15 protein-coding genes are annotated in these 20,317 nt (G+C 62.8%); 6 read left to right on the forward strand and 9 right to left on the reverse strand.

The window, feature by feature from the left end; all coding sequences use genetic code 11:
• The first annotated feature begins 104 nt into the window (after nucleotides 1-104).
• The gene (locus ABID26_RS12460) at nucleotides 105-1,091 is read left to right on the forward strand and encodes a DMT family transporter (RefSeq protein ID WP_292343751.1); all 987 of its coding nucleotides are present in this window, start codon (nucleotides 105-107) and stop codon (nucleotides 1,089-1,091) included.
• Between the two features lie 55 nt (nucleotides 1,092-1,146).
• Nucleotides 1,147-1,974 carry a DUF1194 domain-containing protein gene (locus ABID26_RS12465; RefSeq protein ID WP_292343753.1) on the forward strand — a complete coding sequence of 276 codons (828 nt, stop codon included), beginning with the start codon at nucleotides 1,147-1,149 and terminating at the stop codon, nucleotides 1,972-1,974.
• Nucleotides 1,975-2,042: 68 nt separating this feature from the next.
• Here ABID26_RS12465 and ABID26_RS12470 read toward each other — a convergent pair whose 3' ends face one another.
• The 5 genes from ABID26_RS12470 to ABID26_RS12490 all read right to left on the reverse strand — a co-directional run bounded on the left by ABID26_RS12470 (nucleotide 2,043) and on the right by ABID26_RS12490 (nucleotide 8,573).
• Nucleotides 2,043-4,034 carry a glycoside hydrolase family 127 protein gene (locus ABID26_RS12470; RefSeq protein ID WP_292343755.1) on the reverse strand — a complete coding sequence of 664 codons (1,992 nt, stop codon included), beginning with the start codon at nucleotides 4,032-4,034 and terminating at the stop codon, nucleotides 2,043-2,045.
• 28 nt (nucleotides 4,035-4,062) lie between these two features.
• Nucleotides 4,063-4,920, reverse strand: a complete 858-nt coding sequence (locus ABID26_RS12475) for a carbohydrate ABC transporter permease (protein WP_292304644.1) — start codon at nucleotides 4,918-4,920, stop codon at nucleotides 4,063-4,065.
• The gene (locus tag ABID26_RS12480) at nucleotides 4,920-5,840 is read right to left on the reverse strand and encodes a carbohydrate ABC transporter permease (protein WP_292304645.1); all 921 of its coding nucleotides are present in this window, start codon (nucleotides 5,838-5,840) and stop codon (nucleotides 4,920-4,922) included. Before ABID26_RS12480 ends, ABID26_RS12475 begins: the two co-directional genes overlap by 1 nt.
• Nucleotides 5,841-6,191: 351 nt before the next feature.
• The gene (locus ABID26_RS12485; protein ID WP_459077266.1) at nucleotides 6,192-7,454 is read right to left on the reverse strand and encodes an ABC transporter substrate-binding protein; all 1,263 of its coding nucleotides are present in this window, start codon (nucleotides 7,452-7,454) and stop codon (nucleotides 6,192-6,194) included.
• 66 nt (nucleotides 7,455-7,520) lie between these two features.
• Nucleotides 7,521-8,573: a LacI family DNA-binding transcriptional regulator gene (locus ABID26_RS12490; RefSeq protein WP_292304116.1), complete on the reverse strand. Its 1,053-nt coding sequence runs from the start codon at nucleotides 8,571-8,573 to the stop codon at nucleotides 7,521-7,523.
• 333 nt (nucleotides 8,574-8,906) lie between these two features.
• On the opposite strand from ABID26_RS12490, the gene ABID26_RS12495 reads away from it, so the two are divergent.
• A complete protein-coding gene (locus ABID26_RS12495) occupies nucleotides 8,907-11,129 on the forward strand; it encodes a DUF4435 domain-containing protein (protein WP_354415572.1) in 2,223 nt (740 codons plus the stop codon).
• A gap of 27 nt (nucleotides 11,130-11,156) precedes the next feature.
• On the opposite strand, the gene ABID26_RS12500 is transcribed toward ABID26_RS12495, so the two are convergent.
• The gene (locus tag ABID26_RS12500; RefSeq protein WP_292343760.1) at nucleotides 11,157-12,050 is read right to left on the reverse strand and encodes an HNH endonuclease; all 894 of its coding nucleotides are present in this window, start codon (nucleotides 12,048-12,050) and stop codon (nucleotides 11,157-11,159) included.
• Nucleotides 12,051-12,439: 389 nt separating this feature from the next.
• On the opposite strand from ABID26_RS12500, the gene ABID26_RS12505 reads away from it, so the two are divergent.
• The 3 genes from ABID26_RS12505 (at nucleotide 12,440) to ABID26_RS12515 (ending at nucleotide 15,837) form a co-directional block, all read left to right on the forward strand.
• Nucleotides 12,440-13,510: an aminopeptidase gene (locus tag ABID26_RS12505; protein WP_292343762.1), complete on the forward strand. Its 1,071-nt coding sequence runs from the start codon at nucleotides 12,440-12,442 to the stop codon at nucleotides 13,508-13,510.
• A gap of 312 nt (nucleotides 13,511-13,822) precedes the next feature.
• Complete coding sequence (locus tag ABID26_RS12510) at nucleotides 13,823-15,118, forward strand: outer membrane protein (RefSeq protein WP_292343764.1); 1,296 nt, start codon at nucleotides 13,823-13,825, stop codon at nucleotides 15,116-15,118.
• 185 nt (nucleotides 15,119-15,303) lie between these two features.
• Nucleotides 15,304-15,837, forward strand: coding sequence for a dihydrofolate reductase family protein (locus ABID26_RS12515; protein ID WP_292343765.1), 534 nt, complete (start codon nucleotides 15,304-15,306; stop codon nucleotides 15,835-15,837).
• A gap of 41 nt (nucleotides 15,838-15,878) precedes the next feature.
• Here ABID26_RS12515 and ABID26_RS12520 read toward each other — a convergent pair whose 3' ends face one another.
• The 3 genes from ABID26_RS12520 to ABID26_RS12530 form a co-directional block, all read right to left on the reverse strand.
• Nucleotides 15,879-17,219, reverse strand: coding sequence for an HlyD family type I secretion periplasmic adaptor subunit (locus ABID26_RS12520; RefSeq protein WP_292343767.1), 1,341 nt, complete (start codon nucleotides 17,217-17,219; stop codon nucleotides 15,879-15,881).
• On the reverse strand, nucleotides 17,216-18,919 hold the full coding sequence (locus tag ABID26_RS12525; RefSeq protein WP_292343769.1) for a type I secretion system permease/ATPase: 1,704 nt from the start codon (nucleotides 18,917-18,919) through the stop codon (nucleotides 17,216-17,218). Before ABID26_RS12525 ends, ABID26_RS12520 begins: the two co-directional genes overlap by 4 nt.
• A gap of 181 nt (nucleotides 18,920-19,100) precedes the next feature.
• On the reverse strand, nucleotides 19,101-20,317 hold a 1,217-nt coding region (locus tag ABID26_RS12530; RefSeq protein ID WP_354415576.1), incomplete at its 5' end, for a VCBS domain-containing protein.

The raw sequence follows: 20,317 nt of genomic DNA on the forward strand, positions 1-20,317 counted from the left end.
GCAGCCCCACCCCCAAGCGCTGCCGTGACGATACATCAATTAGGCTTCGCTGAATTAGGGATGACTGAAACCTGCCACAGGTTTCCGGTCCGGGGGTGCGGCGGATGTCGAAGCTCACAGCCAACTTGCTGCTCCTGTTTGCCGCCGCGCTGTGGGGCTTCGGCAACGTGGCGCAAAAGACGGTGCTCGATCATCTCGATGCATTGAGCGCGGTTGGCCTGCGCTGCCTGATCGGTGGGCTGCTTGTGCTGCCGTTCGTCTTGACTGAAAGGCGGCTGCCTGCCGGCGATGTCCATTTTTCCAGCCTCATCCGAGTGGTCGTGCTGTTTGCCGTCTCCATCATGCTGCAGCAGCTCTGCTACCTCGGCGCCACCGTCACCAATGCAAGTTTCCTGATAAGCACGGCAACAGTGATAACGCCGCTGGCCGCCTGGCTGCTCATGGGCGAACGTCCGACGACAGGCCTCATACTTGCCGCCGGATCGACCGTCGTCGGTTGCCTGTTTCTTTCAGGTGGGATTGCCGGTCTCGGCGGCGGCGACATCACCGCCCTCCTGTCGGCCGGCTCCTATGCGCTCTGGGCGGTCGAGCTCGAGCGGCACATGCAGACCCATGCCCGTCCCTTCACGGCAGCGGCCGCGCAGTTCCTCGCCGTCGCCGCGCTCGCGCTTCCGCTCGGGGCGATGCAAGGCAACCTGTCATTCGCGGCGGCTTCCGAGGCTGGCCCCGAACTGGTGGTGCTCGGGGTGCTCTCCACAGCGGTCGCTTTCGGCATACAGATCGCCGCCCTGCGCTTCACATCAGCCAGCCTCGCCGCCGTGATCGTCAGCGCCGAAAGCGTCTTCGGCGCCATGGGCGCGGCGATCTTCCTCGGCGAACAGTGCTCGGCGGTGGGAGCGCTGGGTGCGGTGATCATCCTCGCTTCGATCCTGTCGGTCGCGATATCGACCCGAGCGCCGGTGCGCCTCACCTCGCGACCCGACGCCGGCGCCTCCGACGCGAGAGCCCGCGCCTTTGCAGGCGCACCGGCCGGCTGGCCCGCCGCCACCAATCCTGCTCACGAGGAGGCGTTCCATGATCCTTGCCGGTGATGCGCCGCACTCGCCTGCCAGCCGAAACCGAGCTGTCGTTGAGATGGAGGGTAGAATGTTCGAACGACTTCACAGTGAACCAGGCTCCCGGCTTGACGCCGGGCCGGGGAAGCGTGCCGGCTCCTTGCCGAAACTGGCCTTGCCGAGACTGGCGGCGCTCGCCGTCGCGGCGTTTTTGGCGCCGACCGCGCATGCCGCCAATGTCGATGTCGCGACGCTGAACGTCGACGTCGCGATCGCATTCGCGGTCGATTTCTCCTCTTCGATCGACCCCAAGATCGCCGATCTGCAGCGCGAGGGACATGCAGCGGCGCTCACCTCACCCGAGATTATCAGGGCCATCTCCCAGAACTACCTGGGCTGTATCGGCGTGGCCTATTTCGAATGGTCGAGCCCCGGCTACTCGCGCACCGTGCTGCCGTGGACACGCATCTGCGGGCTGGAAGATGCCAAGACAGCCGCGTCGGTGATCAGGACGAACGGCGACACCGGCTATCTCCGTCGAGGCCGCGGCGGAACATCGGTCTCGGCGGCCATCGACGTCGGAAGCCTTCTGCTCGACCGGTTTCCGGGCAATGCGATGAAGAAGGTGATCGACATCTCTTCCAACGGCGAGAACAATGACGGGCTGCCCGTTCAGCCGAGCCGGCAGAACGCCATTGCCAAGGGATACACCATCAACGCGATCGCCATTCCGGCGGACGACGAGGACCCGAAGCAGCCGCTGGCTTCCTACTTTGCGCAGTCCGTCATCGGCGGCTCACAAGCCTTCGTGATGTCGCCCAAGGGACCGCACGACTACGTCACGGCCCTTCGCCGCAAGCTGGTGACGGAAGTGAGCATGAACGTCGACACGCACATCGCGGCAACAGGCAATCAATAGGCGTGCACCGCCACGGCTTTATCGGGCGCACCGGACCGCGCCCGATGCGGCCGCGGCGCCGGCGGCCCTCACCCTTCCCTCAGCCAGACCAGCATCTCGCCGGGATCGCGATTGTCCCAGGCGAAATAGGGAACGGCCTTGAGCTTCGTCTCCTCGGCGGCCGGCGGCTTGGCGCGGTAGAGATCGCTGCCCCAGTTTTCCGTCTCGGCCCGGCTGCCGATGGCCGAGAGCGTGACGATGCCACCGAGCAGGTTCGGCTCGGAATGTGCCTCCAACTTGGCCTCGCGCGGTAGTGCGATGCAGTGCAGCCCACCGCCATTGTCGGTTTCCTCGACGCAATAAATCAGCGGCCCGCGCGCCAGCGCGACGCGGCCGATGTCCTGGCGCACTTGCGGGTTGGCGAAGAGGCGGGCCATCGACATTTCGAGGTCGAGCTCGACCCGGTCGCCCCGGCGCCATTCGCGCCGGATCGCGGCGTAACCGTCGATGGTCGCAGCATCGAGGTCGACCATCTTGCCGTTCACCTTGAGCGCCGCGTTGCGGCACCATGCGGGAACGCGCAGGTAGAGCGTCAGCGCAATCGGCGTCTCGGCCTCGATCTCGATCGCGACCGCGCCATCCCAGGGGTAATTGCTGGTCTGGACAAGGCTGACCGGCCGACCGGCTATCTCGAAACGGGCCGTCGAGTCGCCGTAGAGATGGACCGCCAGCGCATCGTCGGCAAGGCCGTAGAAATAGCTGCCGATCGACGCCACCATGCGGCCGATATTGGGCGGACAGCACGGGCAGCGGTGCCATTTCCAGCGATGGTGGCCGCCGCGGCTCTCCAGCGGGTTCTCATAGAAAAACAATGAGCCGTCGAGCGAGAGGCCCGAGATCGAACCGTTGTAGAGGGCGCGCTCCATCATATCGGCGTAGCGCGCGTTCGGCCCCATGCCGAGCATGCGGCTCGCCCAGAACACCAAGCCTACCGAGGCGCAGGTCTCGGCATAGGCGGTTTCGTTGGGCAGGTCGTAGTCGCTGGTGAAGCCTTCATTGTGCGCCGACGGCCCGAGGCCGCCGGTGACATAGAGGCTTTTCGTCGTAAGATCGTCCCACAGCCGCTCGAGCGCGACCTTCAGCGTGTCGTCGCCATATTCGGTGGCGATGTCGGCCATGCCGGAATAAAGATACATCGCCCTGACCGCGTGGCCGACCACCTTGTCTTGCTCGCGCACCGGCTTGTGCGACTGGTTGTATTCGTAAGTCTTGAAGTGATAGGCCTTCGGGTCGGCGCCGCGGGCACGGGCCTCCTCGTCGAAATAATGCGGCTGCTGGCCGCGCTGGTCGATAAAATATTTGGCCAGCTCCATGTATTTGTTCTCGCCGGTCGCTCGCGCCAGCTTGACCAGCGCCAGCTCGATCTCCTCATGGCCGCAATAGCCTTTCCGCTTGCCGGGCTCGGGGCCGAACATCGAGGCGATGTGATCGGCGTAGCGGCACATGATATCGAGCAGCTTGCGTTTTCCCGTGGCCTGGTAATAGGCGACCGCGCCCTCGATCAGGTGGCCGGCGCAATAGAGCTCGTGGCAGTCGCGCAGGTTGGTCCAGCGCAGGCCGGGCTGGATGCGCTGGTACCAGCTCGAAAGATAGCCGTCGGGCTGCTGCAGCTTGCCGTACATGTCGATGACGGCGTCGATCTTCTTCTCCAGGTCGGGGTTGCGGCGGCGGTAGAGCGAATAGGCGGCGGTCTCGATGGTCTTGCCCCAGTCGGAATCCCAGAACATCTGCGTCGTCACCGTCGAACCGGTGAACTCGGCGCCCTGCGCGTCGGCCTCGTCCGGCGACGGCGAATGAAAAGGAATGACGACGCCCGGCGACGGCCGGTCCGGATCGATCTGCTCCAGCATGCGCGCCTCGACGCAGCGGTCGTAAAGGATGCCGGCGGTCTTGGCGGCAACCGCATCGACCCGGTCGCCCCAGAAGCCGCGGACATCGACCTGCGGCACAGGCAACGGCCGGAAGGCGAGCTTCGCGGATGTCTCCGCCTTGGTTGAGGCGGGGGGTTGCGGTGCGGTCATGAACGTCACTCCATTCAAATGCGGGAAATCACTTGACGGCCCCGGCCATCAGGCCGCGGATGTAGAAGCGCTGCAGCGCCAAGAACAGGATCAGGCAGGGCACCATCATCACGGTGACGCCCGCCTGCACGGCGCCCCAATCGATGGCGCCGAAGCGGCCGGACTGAAGCGCGGTCATCATCACCGGCAGGGTGAATTTGGACTGGTCGGTCATCAGCACGAGCGCTGCCAGGAACTCGTTCCAGGCGCCGAGGAAGGCGAACAGCGCGATGGTGACGACGCCCGGCCATACCAGCGGCAGCATCACCTTCACCAGCATGGTGACGTTGTTGGCACCGTCCATGCGCGCCGCCTCCTCGATCTCGCGCGGCACGGCGTCGAAGGCGTTGCGCATCATGAAGATCGAGAAGGGAAGCTGCAGCGTGACGTAGACGCAGACCAGCCCCGTCAGCGTGTTGTGCAGGCCGAGCCTTGTCAGCACCAGGAAGATCGGCGTCAGGATCGACTGGAACGGGATCATGATCGTCGACAGGATGAGGACGAAGAAGAAATCCCGGAACGGAAAGCGGAAGCGTGAGAAGCCGTAGCCGGCGAGCACGCTGACCAGCACCGACAGGATCACCGTCATCGCCGAGACATAGATGCTGTTCTGTGCCGAGGCCCAGAGCCCATCGCCGAACGTGTTCAGCGTCTGGTAATTCTCGATCGAGAAGCCGGTGGTCGGCCAGGGCGGCAGCGGTGGCTGGCGCGCCTCCTGCGCCGGCTTGAAGGTCGACAGCACGGTCCACACGATCGGCGCCAGGAACAGCACCGAAGCGACGATGCCGGTGGAATGCCTGGCGAGGCTGAAGGCCGCCTTGCGGTTCTGCGACATCGCCTCGGCCATCAGTCGAGCCCCTCGGGCTTGCGCAGCAGCCAGAGCTGGATGAGGCTGAGCGCCACCAGGATGACCAGCAGCACCATGGAGAGCGCGGCGCCGTAGCCCAGCTTGAACGAGACGAAGGACTGGTTGAAGATCCAGTAGACGGCCGTCAGCGTCTGGTTGCGCGGGCCGCCGCGCAGGATGATGTAGAACTGGTCGAAAGCGAGGATCGAGCCCGCCACCGACAGGATCAGCGCCAGCGCCAGCGTGCGGCGCATCAGCGGCAAGGTGATCGCCGTGAACCTGGCGAACGGCCCTGCCCCGTCGATGACGGCGGCCTCCTGCAGATCCTGCGGGATCGACTGCAGGCCGGTCATCAGGATGATCATGGTGAAGCCGGCGACCTTCCACACCACCATGGCGATGATCGACCAGAAGGCCGGCTGGAAGGTGGCGAGTAGATTGACCTTCTTCCCGGTCAGGCCGAGGTCGAAGGCGGCGGGGCTGAACAGGCCTGAATCGACGTTCAAGAGCCACGACCAGAGCAGGCTTGCGGAAGCAAAGCCCACCACCGCCGGCATGAAGAAGGCGGTGCGGTAGAGATTGGTGAGCGGGCGCGGCCTTTCGATGAAGATCGCCAGCGGAAAGGCGACGGCGAAGATCGCGATGGTGACGATCACCGTGTAGTAGAAGGTGAATTTGAGCGCGTTCCAGAAGCGGGTGTCGCGCAGGATCGCGAAATAATTGTCGAGGCCGACAAAGGCATGCTCGCCCATCAGCGGCCAGTTGTTGAGCGACATCCACGCCGTCATGCCGAGCGGGATGACGAAGAAGACGACGACGAAGGCGACGGCAGGCAGGACGTAGAGCAGGCCCACCCATTGCCGGCGGCCGACGCCGACACGTGTTCGGGCGGGAGCCGAGGTTACGGTGATGGCGGTCATGGCTTCGCTCCCCCTTCTCCCCTTGTGGGAGAAGGTGGATCGGCGCGCAGCGCCGAGACGGATGAGGGGTGTGCGACGGAGTGAGGGGGCGGCGATTTCACACGCATCGCCAAGCTGGAACACCCCTCATCCGACCGAGCTTTGCTCGGCCACCTTCTCCCACAAGGGGAGAAGGAGGAGCTAACTTGCCGACGCCCCGAACCGGCAATGGAAGTGAGCTTTCTCAACGCGATATCCTGCCATTCAACGATGCAATATCCCGGCCGCCCGGCCAGGGAGACGGGGCGGGCGGCCGGTCAGAGCCTTGGCGGCGAGGCGTTGCGCGATCCTCGCCGCCGGCTGGCCCTGGTGTTATTTGTTCGGCGCCTGATCGATGATCGACTGCATGGTCTCTTGCGCGTTCGAAATCGCGCCGTCGACATCGTCGCCGAAGAACACCTCGTTGACCATCTGCGTCCATGGGCCGTTGGCGGAGTTGATCAGGTCGTTGAACACAACCGTATAGGGCGTCTTGCCCTTGGCCATCGCCTCGGCCGCCACCTGGTAGCGCGGATCGAGGTCTTTCAACGCATCCTTGGCGATGTCGCCGCGCACCGGCAGGCTGCCGTATTTGGCGAGGATCGTCTGGCCCTCCAGCGAATAGGCGAAGTCCAAGAACTCCTTCACCACGTCGATCTTCTTGGTGCCCTTGGTGACGACGAAATTATCGCCGCCGGCAAAGGACGACCAGCCGCCATCCTTGCCCGGCAGGAAGGTGATGCCGTAGTCGATGTCGGGATATTGGGTGTTGAGCGCGCCGATGGCGAAGGCGCCGGAGGGCGAGAGGCCGATCTTGCCGCCGGCGAAGGCGGCAAAGAAGTTGGCGCCGGTGTCGGTCTGCGCGCCCTCGGGCACCAGGCCCTTCTTCACCATCGAGCGGTAGAGGTCGATCGCGCCGCGCAGCTGCGGGCTGTCGAGCGTCGCCTTCGAGCCGTCCTCGGAGAGAATGTCGCCGCCCGAGGCCCAGATCAGCGGCGTGAAGGTGAAGATGTTGCAGCCGCCGCAATTGCCGGAGAAGTAGAAGCCCTTGATGTCGCCGCCGAGCGCGTTGACCTTCTCGGCGTCGGCCTCGATCTCGGCCCAGTTGGTCGGGCCCTTCTCGGGGTCGAGCCCGGCCTGCTTGAACAGCTTCTTGTTCCAGATCAGCACCGAACTATCGGCCGAGAACGGCAGGCCATAGATGCGGCCCTTGTAGGTGCCGGTCTTCACATGCGCCGGCGAGAGGCTCGCAAAATAGGGCAAGGACTTCGCCCAGTCGGTGATGTCTTCCAATTGGCCGGCGGCGGCGAAGGACGGCGTGTAGATCAGGTCGAGCGACAGCGCGTCCGGCGCGGTGCCGCCGGCGGCGGCTGCGCCATATTTCGGGATGATCTCGGCGTTGGGGATGATGTCGAGCTTGATCTGGTCCTTGTGCGCCTTGTTGAAGGCATCGACGATGCGCGGCATGAAGTTCGAGCCGTCGGCGCGCACCCAGATGTTGGCGGTCTCGGCGGACGCCGCCTGCAGGCCGCCGCCGATCACGGCCGCGGCAAGCGCCAGCTTGGCAAACATGGTTCTCACGGTATTCCTCCTCATGGTTCTCCTCCCAGTTTGGCCGTGCCACCCGGCGGGTGCGGGCAGCTTGGCCTTGACTTTCCCGTCTCAGCCGTCCGGCGGACGGCCGCATGACTGACGCACCACCAGCCGGCACGGCAGTTTCCTTATGCCCGGCGCGGCCGGCTGGCCGCCCACGAGCGAAAGCAGCGCGAGCCCGGCCTCGCGGCCGAGCGTCGAAAGATTCATGTCGACCGAGGTGAGCGGCGGGCGCGTCGCCTCGGCCACGATCTCCCAATTGTCGAAGCCGATGACGCCGACTTCGTCGGGCACACGGATGCCGCGCTCGCGCAGCGCATCGATGACGCCGCGGGCGATCTGGTCGTTGCCGCAGAAGATCGCGTCCGGCCAGCCTTCCCTGCCCGCCTTGCCGAACAGTTTTGCCACTGCCTCGTGGCCCCAGGCTTCCGACCAGGCGCCCAGCAGCGGCTCGCCGACGGGCAAGCCCCGCTTCTCGAGCACATCCCGGTAGGCCTCAGCCCGCGTGTGCACCACCGCAAAGCTCTCCGGGCCGGTGACATGGGCGATGCGGCGGCGCCCGAGCCGCAAAAAATGCTCGACCGCCAGCCGCGCGCCGCCCGCATCGTCGGAAACGAGGCCGATCGCCCCGGGATCGGGCTGGGTGAAGGCGTAAACCACGGGCACGCGCAGGTGGGAGAGATCGACCGGCAGATGGCGGTCGATGCGTTTTCCCGTGGCGATGATGCCGTCGACACGCTTGTCGAGCATGGCCTCGACATGCAGCTGCCCGAGGCGGGTGTCGTCCTCGACATTGCACAGGAACACCGACACGCCATTGTCGACCAGCGCATCGGAAACGCCGGCCATCAGCGGCAGCGAGAAGCGGCCATAGGTATCGTTGGTGAGCAGGCCGACGGTGAACGAGCGCTTGCGCAGCAGGCTCTGCGCCAGGCTGTTCGGCCGGAAGCCGAGCAGCCGGGCCGTCTCGCGAATGCGCTCGCGCGTCTCGGCGGTCATCCGCCCCTGCCCGTTCAGCGCCTTGGACGCCGTCGCCACGCTGACGCCGGCCGCGGCCGCCACCTCGCGCAGCGTGACCGGCGGCTTGGCGGAAACTGGCGCTGGCTCGGCGTCGGCGGACATCTTTCGAGGCGCATCCCTAAGTTGGGAAAAGGTTTTCTCTTATCGCCCTACGCGAAGATGACGGGTGAGGTCAGCGGACGCGGGGTGGTTTGGGAAAAGGTTTTCTCATAGGAAGATTAGGGGAAGGTGGAGAGGTTGGCAAGGGGGGATGAAGGAGCAGCAGGCGCGGTTGTTCGTAGATGGACCGTCTTGTACCAAGAGCAGACGTTGGTTCGTCGATCCAAGGCAGTCGCCCAGCCTCTAGACTTAAGTTCGGCACCGAGCTGAAAGTTGTGGCGTCAAAAATCGTTAGAGTATACTTGATCGCTTATACGATTTGCCTGAGCGCTTTACATGTTTGAAATCAAGATCCCCACATCGGCTGGTGAGTACCAAGTCAGCGCCAAGCCGGGAGAAACACTCGTCTTTCTCGGCCCCAACGGCTCAGGGAAGAGCCGCCTTGGGGTTATGATCGAGGGTGGTCATCTCGCTGTGCATAGAATCGGCGGGCACCGAGCATTGCAACTCAACACCAAGATACAGCCTCCCAACCTGGAAACTGCACTCAACAGATTGTCATATGGCCACGAGCAACACCCAGGGAACCGAGTTACCTTTCGGTGGCAGAACAAGCCCGCGATCGCGCTGCTCTCAGATTTCGATCACCTCGTCGCGGCCCTCTACGCCGAAGAGAACGAAATTTCGGTTCAGCATCGACGAGCGCATATGAAGGATTTAACGATCGCGCCGCCTCAGACCAAGCTGGATCGTCTCAAGGCAATTTGGGACTCTTTATTGCCCCATCGCGAACTAATTATCCTTGCCGGAGACATAAAAGTTAAATCTTTCGGATCACGTAACAATGATTACGATGCGGCCGATCTAAGTGACGGCGAGCGTGCGACTTTTTATATGCTTGGTCAAGTGTTGCTCGCGCGAGAGAACACTCTTATTTTGATTGACGAACCTGAGCTTCATCTCAACCGCTCGATCTTAGCAAAACTCTGGGATGCTTTGGAGGCGGCCCGTCCGGACTGCATTTTTGCTTATCTAACGCATGACATTGAGTTCGCGGCCACGCGCACGTTTGCACGAAAATTTGCAATCAGCTCCTATGAGAATGGAAGCCAAGGTGAGCAGTGGGAGTTGGAGGAAATTCCCTCCGATACGGGCATCCCCGATGAAATCATGACTCGCATAGTGGGAAGCAGGCTCCCGGTCCTTTTCACGGAAGGGGATGGAGGAAGTCTCGACGTAGCTATATATCGTGCAGTCTACAGGGACTTCACAATCATCCCGGTCGGCCCGTGCGACAGCGTGATTCATGCCGTCGCAAGCATGGAGCAGCAAAAGGCATTTCACAGGCTTGGATGCGCCGGACTAATCGACGCTGATGGGCGTGACGATCAGTTGATCGCCTACCTCAAAGCGAGAAGCATCCATGCACTAGCGGTCGCGGAAGTTGAAAACGTGCTGTTGCTGCCAGGCCCCTTCAAAGAGTTGGCGCGGCTCGCACATTTCGATGACGCCGACGCGGCGAAGCGTCTCGATGAGTTGAAGCAGGAAGTTCTCAAACTGGCGGCTGCAGACGCGGAAAAATACGCATTGTCTGCGACGAAGCGAAAAATTGATCGAGGCCTCAAGCGGGTCGGCTTGAAAGCAAAAGACAGTACAGCGCTTATCGGCGAATATGACGCGGCAACCAAAGCTATAAACCCTCCAAAAATCTATGCTGACCTACTCTCCTACTTTCGAGAAATTATCGCCAAGAGCGACTACGAGAGGACCATCGCACTATATGACAACAAGGGGCTGTTGGACGTTGCCGCGCAGACTTTAGGGATAAAGTCGCGAGCCGCTCTTCAGGACTTGGCCCTGCGGACAATGAACACGAAAAATGGACGCGCCTTGGTTGAGGCAGTATCAAAGGAGCTCCCCGCCATCGAGCCAAAACGTGCGATAGGCATTCTTGCTTACGGCTCGCTGATTAATGAGCCTGGCGCTGAGCTAGAAAACGTCATAGTCCGAAAAATGTCAGCCGGCATTTCCACGCCCTTTCCGGTGGAATTCGCGCGGTCGAGTAAATCCCGCGGCGGTGGCCCTAGTCTAATTCCGGTAGAAGAAGGGGAACGCGTCAAAGCGACGATCCTCGTGCTTCGAGACGGTGTTACCCTTGCCCAAGCGCGCGATATGTTATGGCGGCGCGAAACTCGCAATGCGACAGGTACCTATCCCGCGCCAACCACGCCCGGTACAAACGACGTGATGATCAAAGAGTTGGACCAATTTCACGGCATCGGGAAAGTGCTTTACACGTCGATCAGCTCCAACATCGGCACATTGACGCCGGAGCATCTCGCCGACCTTGCAATTCAAAGCGCTGAGGCTGTTTCGAGAGGTGACCTCGAAAGACACGGGGACGGCATTACCTATCTCAACAACGCTATAACCGCCGGCATCGCGACGCGTCTGTCAGCCAAATACGCTGCCGCAATCCTTCATAAGACCGACACAGGTGATTTGGCTGCCGCAATAGGCAAGCTCGTTAAGTCCGAACAGGTGGAGAAATCGGATTAAGGGCGAGTGAGGTTAGGGGCCGGCCCCTCACTGCTTAAAACAATGCTCGCGATGCCATTGCAAGAACCGAGGATGCGGGCGTTCAGACATTCGGCTCGGCGAGAGCGCGTGGCGCGTTTTGTTGATGAATCCGTGCACGCTGTCGAGGTCGTTGACCTGTCGCGAGATCAGGATTTCCAGGTCGTCGGATAGGCTGATTAACCCTCGATCGAACATCCAATGCGCTGTGCCGGACAGCGCGATGCCATTGTTGATGACATCCGGGCCGTTGGCTTCGACAGGTCGAATATGGGCGGCGGAAACCTCGGCTCGGCCGCCGCCATTGATCAGCTTCAGCCCCGTGATGGCGCAGCGCTCGTCGTAGGCGCGCAGGACGATGCGGCGGAAGATGCGGTCCCGCACGATCCGCGATCCGATGTAGCTCACGCGGTCCCGGCTCTGCTCGAACTCGAATGGCGCCTGCTCATCTTGAAATCCGCCGCCGATTTCATCGACGCGCGGCAGCACCACCTCATTCGCGTCAAAGGCCAGATCGATGATGCGATTGAAATCGGCAGGACTGAGCGGGCGGACAGCGGATTGGGCGCGGCCGGATATTCTGCCCTCGTCATTGAGCAGACCTCGTTCGACCAGACCGTCGGCCCCATTGAATGGAACAGGATTGACGAAATCGAGGTAGGTTCCGGGCTCAATCAGCGCGAGATACATGCCAGACGCTGCAGGGTCGGGAATGACCTGCTGGACCTTGGCCATCGCGAAGTAACCGCGCGTTTCGGTCACCTTGCTGGGCTCGTAGTAGATGATCCAGTCACCGACGCAGGCCTCGACACGGCGTAGATACATGCGAGGGAACTGGTACTGCTCGGCGGGGCTGTCATCATAGATTGAATCTGTGCGGTGAATGAAAACCCCAAACGCCATGATCTTCTGCAATGCGTTGCTTAGAAGTACGTCCGAGCTGATACAGCCCGATATTCGGGGCTTAGTCTAGTCAGGAGAAGCTTTTCCCGCCGATAAGCTCGCCGCATGAAGACCATCGCGGATGCGGCCCTCGCCGGCTCTCCCTTCGCGGCGCGGGGTGGAAACTGGCCTATAGCTTTCTGAAGAAGCCGGACAAAATTTTCGGACCCGCTTCGCCGGGCCGCAGCCTGATGGCCGCATTCGCCAATCCTGCCAAAGTCGAAAAGTCCGACCCGCTACCCTGCAGATCTTGACGAAAATCGGTGCGCCTGTTTGAGAGCGGGGATCGAGACATTTGCTCCATGGGGAGATGAGCAAGCGGTGGGCAAACTGTGAAGCGCGTTCTTCGAATGCTTGCCGCGGTGATCATGGCGTCCGGGGTGGCCGGCTGCACGAGCATTTCCTATTACGCGCAGTCGCTGGAGGGTCATGTTGAGATCATGGCCGCGCGGAAAAATGTCGGAAAACTGATCCATGATCCTTCGACGCCCAAGGCATTGCGCACCAAGTTGACGTCGGCGAGCGCCATACGACGGTTTGCGACAGATGAACTGGCGCTGCCCGAAAACAACAGCTACCGCAGCTATGTCGATATCCGTCGCGACGCTGTGACCTGGGCCGTTTTTGCCGCGCCGCAATTCTCGCTGACGCCGCGAACATGGTGCTTTCCGGTCTTCGGCTGCGTTCCCTACCGCGGTTACTTCGACCGGAAAGCCGCGACTGAAAGCGCCGTCGAACTTCATAGGCAGGGGCTGGACGTCTATGTCTCAGGCGTCACCGCATATTCTACGCTGGGCTGGTCAAGCGACCCGCTGCTAAGCACCATGCTGCGTCAGGACGACACCTATCTCGCAAGCCTTGTCTTTCATGAACTGGCGCATCAGCGCATCTACGTGAACGATGACTCCGCGTTCAATGAGGCTTTCGCGGTCGCCGTCGAAACCGCCGGCACAAGGAAATGGCTGCGCGCCACCGGCGATCGCGCCGGATTGCGCCGCTACGAAGCCGATCGCAAGCGCAGGGTCGATTTTCTCGAACTGATATCGAAAACCCGGGACGAGTTGAGGCAGGTCTACGGAAGTCCCCGCAGCCCGCAGCAGATGGCGGCTGCCAAGGCAGCGGCGATCGACAGGCTGCGGATGCGTTACCGGCAACTGCGCGACAAGCGCTGGGCCGGATACCGGGGATACGATGCCTGGTTCAATGCCCCGATCAACAACGCAAAGCTCGCCGCGACTGCTGTCTACGGCGAACAGGTCCCGGCATTCCTTCGCTTGTTCGACCTGTGCTCCGGCGATTATCCAAGGTTCTACGCTTCTGTTCGACGGATTGCGGATTTGCCCAAACCTTCCCGAGCCAAAGCGCTCGAGGTTGCGGATACGTGTGAACAGGCACGGAGGCCGATGGAAACCGGCCTATAGCTTGGCGGGGGCCGGCTCGCAAACTCCGGCATGCGGCGAGATCTTTCGCGCGTGGAAAGCGCTGCAGATCTGCCTCTTCGATGATGGGCGAGCATGCCCGCGAGTCGCAATTTGTTGCGGCTGGTCCGGCTACAACCGAGCGGCAGGTCCAGCCGCCGCTGCCTATCCACAGCCGAACTGACCTTTTCTGGGTGCATCGCCCGGCTCTGCCTGCCGTGGCGGCAGTTTACCTATCGGTGTGGCATTTCTGCCACCACCGGTTGAGACAACCTCTGCTAGAAACGCGCCGGGTTTATAAAGGGGTATGGGGCTATGCTTACGCGCTTTTCAGCGAAATCTCTTCTGTTGTCCGCCGTTTCGGCGGTTGCTTTGATGTCTGCTGCTCATGCCGCAGAGGTCGTGCAGCCGGTCGAGGCGTCCGGCTTCAACTGGAGCGGTCTTTATGTCGGCTTTGGTGTCGGCGCCGGCGCCAACGTGCATGAGATCAGCAGTGATTTCATTCCGGGTATTTCACTCAACGGCATCGGCGGCGAAGGCATCTATGGCGAAGCGACCGTCGGCTACGACTACATGGTCTCGCAGCGCTTCCTGCTGGGCGCCCTGCTCGACGCTCATGTCGGCACCATCAAGACCTCGCTCGATGCGTTCGGCCTCGATGCCGACGTCAAGGAGACCTACGGCTTCGACGTCGGCGTGCGTGCCGGCTATCTCTTGACGCCGAGCACGCTGGGTTACGTTCTGGGCGGCTATGCCTGGCAGAAGTACAAGCTCGACACCAACGCCGGCTTCGGCATGGACTGGGATCAGGGCGGCTATTTCGTCGGCGCCGGTGTCGAAACCGCCATCAACGCCAACTGGACGCTCAAGGGCGAATACCGCTACACGCGCTTCAGCACCACGGACGATTTGCTTTCGCAGTTCGGCGCGCCGGATGGTGCGCTCAACCTCGACACCTCGCGCCATACCTTCCAGGTTGCCGCCAGCTACCGCTTCAACGCCGCCAACGGCGGTGGCACAAGCTTCGAGACGCCGACCTATAATTGGACCGGCTTCCATGTCGGCGGCGGGCTCGGCGCCGGCGCGTCCGTGCATCAGATCGATGTCCCGCCGGCCGGCGTGAAATTCAACGGACTGGGCGGCGAAGGCGTGTTCGGCGAGGCAAGCCTCGGCTACGACCAGGACTTCGGCAGCTGGGTGGCAGGCATCATGGTCGACGCGCGTTATTCCGGCATGACCTCGGAACTCGACCTCGGCGGCGGCCAGATCAACCTCGATACCGACTATGGCTTCGACGTGCTCGGCCGCGTCGGCATGAAAGTCAACGAAGCGACGCTGGCCTATGCGCTGGCCGGCTACAGCTGGCAGCATTTCGATCTCAATGCCTCCGACCCGATCGGCGACATCATCGACTGGGGCTCGAGCGGCTTCTCCGTCGGCGGCGGCCTGGAAACGGCCGTGTCGGACAAGATGACGGTCGGCATCGAATACCGCTATTCGCAGTTCGAGAAGCACGACTTTTCGGCGGATCTCGGCGCGCCGGACGGCAGCATCACATCGACGCCGTCCTTCCACACGGTGCGGATCGACGCCAAGTACAAGTTCAACTAAGCCCTCCAGGCAAAACTTCAGAAGCCCGCCACCCGGCGGGCTTTTTTCTTTTCCGCCGGGCCTATCTGTCGCCCGTCCGCGCCTCACCCTATGCTTTGTCCCATCGCCGTGACACTTTCTGCGACCAGGCCCATGCGATGCGCAGTTTGCACTGGGTGGCGTTGCGTCCGACAAGGGAGAAGATCATGAGGAAGCTCATCGTCACCGAGTTCATCAGCGTCGACGGCATCGCCGAGGTCGAGAAGCTGCCGAACGTCACCTGGAACGACGAGATGAACAAGTTCAAGGAGGACGAGCTTGCCGACAGCGGCGCCATGCTTCTCGGCCGCACGACCTACGAGATCTTTGCCGGCTCATGGCCGAAGGAAACCGGCGATTTTGCCGACCGCTTCAACGCGCTGCCGAAATATGTGGCGTCGACCAGGCTGAAGGCGCTCGACTGGCAGCCGGCCGAGTTGCTTGGAGGCCCCCTGCCCGACGCCGTTGCCAAACTGAGGCAAGGAAGCGGGGGCAACATCTATGTGCACGGCAGCTTGAGCATTGCCCGGCAATTGCTCAGCCACGGCCTCGTCGACCGCCTCCGGCTGCTCGTCTATCCCGGCGCCGTCGGCCAGGGCAAGCCGCTTTTCCCGACCGAGAAGCCGCTTGCGCTGGAGCTGATTTCAGCCGTGCCGTTCAGCAATGGCGTGGTGGCGCTGGAGTATCGGCCAGGAAAGTGAGAGATGCACGCTGACGCCCGATCCGGTTCGTCAGCCGCCCCTCACTTCTGCCGAAACGCCGTGTGCAGCGACGTCGTCAGCGGGCCGAGAATATAGTCCAGCGCGGTGCGTTCCTCGGTCACGATCATGACGGACGCCGGCATGCCGGGATAAAGCTGGATCTGCGGGGCGGCGGCGAGTTCCTGCTGATCCACTGCAACGTCGGCGACATAATAGGGAAAGCCGGTTTTGGCATCGGTGACGCGGTCGGCCGAGATGCGGGTGACGCGGCCGTGGATGACCGGCGTCGTGCGCTGCTTGTAGGAGGTGAAGCGCACTTCGGCCGTCATATCGGCGCGCAGGCTGGATATGTCCTCGACCTTGACCTGCGCCTGGACGATCAGTGAATTCCTGGCCGGCACGATGTCGAGGATAGTCTGGCCGGGGGAGACAACCGCGCCGGTGGAAAAGACCGTGAGGTCCATCACCTGGCCGTCATAGGGCGCGCGCACTTCGGCACGGTCCACCGTGGCCTGCGCCGCAAACATCTTCGGCACCAGATCGGCGAGGTTGGACTGCGTCTCGATCAGCATGGCCGAGAGTTTTGCGCGACGCTCGTTGGTGAGCTGCGCAATCTGGCTCTCGAGCTCGGCCTTGCTCTGGCGGTTTCCCGCGATTTCGCCGAGGGCCTGGTCGATGAGGCCCTGCAGGTCGGACGCCGAGCGGTCAAGCTCCAGGATACGCGGCTTGGTCGTCAGCCCGGCTTTCAGAAGCTTGTTGAGGCCCGCCTTTTCGTCGATCGTCGATTTGAGCTGGGCGCGAAAGGATTCGACGCGCGCCTGCTTGCCGTCGATCTGCTCGTCCAACTCGGCGATCCGCTTCTGCAGGATTTGCCTGGCGCCGGCCATGGAAGCGCGTTGGCTTTCGAGGTCGGCAATCTGGTTGGCCATCGCGTCCTGCAGGTAGGCCTGGTGCTCGGCGGTGATGTCCTTCGGAAAGGCGACCGCCTCATGGCCGTCGAGCTCGGCGCGGATGCGGGCATCGGTGGCGCGCAGCAGCGCATATTGCTGCGAATAGAGATTGAATTCGGAACGGGCACGTGTGTCGTCGAGCACAACCAGCACGTCGCCGGCCCTGACCATGTCGCCGTCCTTGACCCGGATTTCCTTCACCGTGCCGCCGTCGAAATGTTGGACGCTCTTGCGGTTGCCCTCGACCTTCACCACCGCGTCGGCAAGCACCGCACCGTTGAGCGGCGCGAGAGCCGCCCAACCGCCGAACACGCCGAAGAAGAGCGCGATGATGAGCACGCCGACCCAGACCGGTCCCCGGATCGAATCCGGGTTGGCGCCCTCGCCGTCGGCGCCCGGGAGGCTGCGATAGGTGGCGGCGATATCGGTCATTGGGTCGCCACTGCGATGGGCGCGGCGCGCTGGTTGAGCAGCGCCACGATCTCGTTTCGCATGCCGAAGGCTTCGACCACGCCGTCCCGCAAGAGCAGGATCTTGTCGACATTGGCCAAGGTCGAGGGCCGGTGCGAGACGATGATGACCGTGCTGCCGCGGCGCTTGAGCTCCAGCGCGCATTCGCTGAGCGCGCGGTCGCCATCGGCATCGAGATTGGAGCTTGGCTCGTCGAGCACGATGAGGTTCGGCATGCCGAACACGGCGCGGGCCAGCGCGATGCGCTGCCGATAGCCGCCAGACAGCACCGCGCCGCCCTCGCCGATCTGCGTCTCGTAGCCTTGCGGCAGGCGGATGATCATCTCATGCACGCCGGCGAGCCGTGCGGCCTCGATCACCTCGCGGTCGACATCGGTCTTGAAGCGGCCGATGTTGGCGGCGACCGTGTCCGAAAACAGCTCGATGTCCTGCGGCAGATAGCCGATATGGTCGCCGAGCGACTCCCGCCCCCACTGCGTCAGGTCGGCGCCGTCCAGTCGCACCGTGCCGCGGCTCGGCTGCATGATGCCGGCGAGATGACGGGCGAGCGTGGACTTGCCGGCGCCGGATGGACCGACGATGCCGAGCGCCTCGCCGGCCTCAAGCCGGAACGAGACATCACGCAGCAGCACCTTCTGCAGGTTGGGAATGGCGAAGCTGAGCTGCTCGACGGCAATCTTGCCGGTCGGCTTCGGCAGGTTGAACGAGCGCTCGCCTTGCGCGCCGCCGTCAAGCAGCTTCTCGACCCTTGCAAGGGCGGCCCGCGCCAGGATCAGGCCGCGCCAGAGGCCGACGATCTGCTCGACCGGCTGCAGCCCCCTGCCCAGCAGCAGGCTCGCCGCGAACATCGCGCCGCCGGTGATCTGCCGCTCGATGACCAGATAGGCGCCGAGGCCGAGGATCAGCGACTGCATGGTGAGGCGCAGGAAGCGGATCAGGCCCGACATCAGCGCGGCGCGGTCGCTGGCCTGCCCCTGCTGCCGGAGCGCCAGGCCGCGGTCGCGCCCCCAGCGGCGCACGAGGCCCTCGAGCATGCCCATGGCGCGAACGACTTCCGCGTTCCTGAGGCTCATCTCGGTGAAATTGTAGTTGGCCGTGGCGAGGTCGTTGGCCTGCTTCAGCGGTGCCCGCACCATGTATTCGTTGAGCACCGCCATGGCGATGAGAAGCAGCGAGGAGCCAAGCGCGAAGAAGCCCAGCCATGGATGCAAGAGGAAGATGATGCCGATGTAGATGGGCGACCATGGCAGGTCGAACAGCGCGTGGATGCCGCTGCCGGTGATCACCTGGCGGAACGTGTCGAAATCGCGTATCGGCTGGCTTTGCGCGGCGCCCTGCGACGGCGTCTCGACCGATGCGGCCAGGATTTTTGCCGAGAGCAGCCGATCGAGCCGCGCGCTGGCCCGCGTCAGGATCGCGGCGCGGACAAGGTCGAGACCCGCCAGCGCCAGGAAGGCGGCGAGCAGCACCAGGGTGAGCATCACCAAAGTGGTCTCGCTGCCGCTGGTGACCACACGATCGTAGATCTGCAGCATGTAGAGCGGGGATGCGAGGTAAAGCAGATTGATCGCCAGGCTGAACACCGCCGCGAAGAGGAAATAGCGGCGGCAGGCGCGAAGCGCATCCCTCACAATCTTGGATTTCTTGTCGAAATTCAACATACCCAGCGGAGAACCGCCCCCCGTCCAAACTGCTTGCCCGGAAGCGATCCTAACTCCCGATCCCTCAACCGGCCACGCGACCCGCTCGTAAACCTGCTGTAAACCTTAATTCGTAACCTCGAATTTTCGGCTTCGCGGGAGACAAGGTGAGCCGCGCGTAGCCGCGGGCTCACCTCCTTCGTCACAGCACGAAGTCGCTGGCCGTCAGTCCGAGATTGATGCCGGTCAGCGTGATCTGGAAGTCGGCCGTCGTATTGCCGCTCACATCGACATGGACGATGGTGTTCCCGCCGCTTTCGGACCAGGTGATGCTGTTGGCGACGGTGGCCGAGTTCTGTCCACCGAACAGGAAAGCCTGATCGCCTGGGGCGGCAGCGGCATCGATCGAGGAGAGGTCGATCTTGTCGACGCCATGCACGAAGTCGCTGATGGTGTCGAAATTTCCGGCGGTTGGCGCGGAATCCGTGACATTCGGCCCGTAGTAGAATGTATCGGCCCCTGCTCCGCCGGTGAGTGTATCCGCGCCGACACCGCCGACGAGCCTGTCATTGCCATCGCCACCATTCAGTGTGTCGTTGCCATCCTGCCCGAAAAGCGTGTCGTTGCCAGCCAGGCCGAAGATTTGGTCCGCTCCGCCATTGCCGTAGAGGACGTCGTCGCCGCCCACGGGATTGCTGAGGTTGTCGCCCGAGTTACCGTTGCTGCCGGTGATGACCTGGAACGTCTCGCTGTATTGGTATGCGGGCCCAACTGGGTCACCGACCTGTGTTGCCTGCACGGTGATGGAATAGGCCTTGCTCGGCGAGAGATCCGCGGAATTCAGTGTGCTGCCGGTGATCGAGAACAGCCCCGGGTCTGATTGCGAAGTGATGCTATAGACGAAGCTGCCGGGGTCCGGGTCGGTCGCGGTTAGCGTCCCATGGAACTGGAATGAGCTGAAAGTCACATCCCCGGTGGTGGTGCTCGGTGTAAGCTGGATATCGGTCGGAGCAAACCGGGGTGGGCCGTCGGCGGTGCCGAGAATGTCGATGGCGACCGAGCTGTGGGTGCCGTCGGCGCTGACCACGTCGAAGCTCTCGAGATAGTGCTGGCCGTCGACGAACTCGTCATGCGCCGAGCTTGCCGTGTAGGACCAGTTGCCGTCGGCATCGATGGAGAAGGTGCCATAGTTTCCGGCGATATTGTTCTGGACGACGAAGTGCGGATCGCTGTCGACGTCGGATATGGTGAGCTGGCCGCTGGTCGAGATGTCGGCGGCCGCGTTGCCTTCGGTCAGGTTGACCGAAGCGGAGGAGAGTATCGCCGCATCGTTGGTGCCGACGATGTCGATCGTCACCACCTGGGTGGCGAGGCCGCCATGGCCGTCGTCGACCTGCACGGTGAAGCTGTCGGCAAGAT

Origin of the sequence: Mesorhizobium shonense (assembly GCF_040545255.1) — a bacterium.
Classification (GTDB): Bacteria; Pseudomonadota; Alphaproteobacteria; order Rhizobiales; family Rhizobiaceae; genus Mesorhizobium; species Mesorhizobium shonense.

What these genes read in the sequence shown, in the direction of transcription:
- ABID26_RS12505 (WP_292343762.1), top strand. Translation starts at nt 12,440, where the DNA reads ATGCTTGCCGCGGTGATCATGGCGTCCGGGGTGGCCGGCTGCACGAGC.
- ABID26_RS12495 (WP_354415572.1), top strand. Translation starts at nt 8,907, where the DNA reads ATGTTTGAAATCAAGATCCCCACATCGGCTGGTGAGTACCAAGTCAGC.
- ABID26_RS12515 (WP_292343765.1), top strand. Translation starts at nt 15,304, where the DNA reads ATGAGGAAGCTCATCGTCACCGAGTTCATCAGCGTCGACGGCATCGCC.
- ABID26_RS12470 (WP_292343755.1), bottom strand. Translation starts at nt 4,034, where the DNA reads ATGACCGCACCGCAACCCCCCGCCTCAACCAAGGCGGAGACATCCGCG.
- ABID26_RS12480 (WP_292304645.1), bottom strand. Translation starts at nt 5,840, where the DNA reads ATGACCGCCATCACCGTAACCTCGGCTCCCGCCCGAACACGTGTCGGC.
- ABID26_RS12485 (WP_459077266.1), bottom strand. Translation starts at nt 7,454, where the DNA reads ATGAGGAGGAATACCGTGAGAACCATGTTTGCCAAGCTGGCGCTTGCC.
- ABID26_RS12465 (WP_292343753.1), top strand. Translation starts at nt 1,147, where the DNA reads ATGTTCGAACGACTTCACAGTGAACCAGGCTCCCGGCTTGACGCCGGG.
- ABID26_RS12510 (WP_292343764.1), top strand. Translation starts at nt 13,823, where the DNA reads ATGCTTACGCGCTTTTCAGCGAAATCTCTTCTGTTGTCCGCCGTTTCG.
- ABID26_RS12490 (WP_292304116.1), bottom strand. Translation starts at nt 8,573, where the DNA reads ATGTCCGCCGACGCCGAGCCAGCGCCAGTTTCCGCCAAGCCGCCGGTC.
- ABID26_RS12520 (WP_292343767.1), bottom strand. Translation starts at nt 17,219, where the DNA reads ATGACCGATATCGCCGCCACCTATCGCAGCCTCCCGGGCGCCGACGGC.
- ABID26_RS12525 (WP_292343769.1), bottom strand. Translation starts at nt 18,919, where the DNA reads ATGTTGAATTTCGACAAGAAATCCAAGATTGTGAGGGATGCGCTTCGC.
- ABID26_RS12460 (WP_292343751.1), top strand. Translation starts at nt 105, where the DNA reads ATGTCGAAGCTCACAGCCAACTTGCTGCTCCTGTTTGCCGCCGCGCTG.
- ABID26_RS12475 (WP_292304644.1), bottom strand. Translation starts at nt 4,920, where the DNA reads ATGGCCGAGGCGATGTCGCAGAACCGCAAGGCGGCCTTCAGCCTCGCC.
- ABID26_RS12500 (WP_292343760.1), bottom strand. Translation starts at nt 12,050, where the DNA reads ATGGCGTTTGGGGTTTTCATTCACCGCACAGATTCAATCTATGATGAC.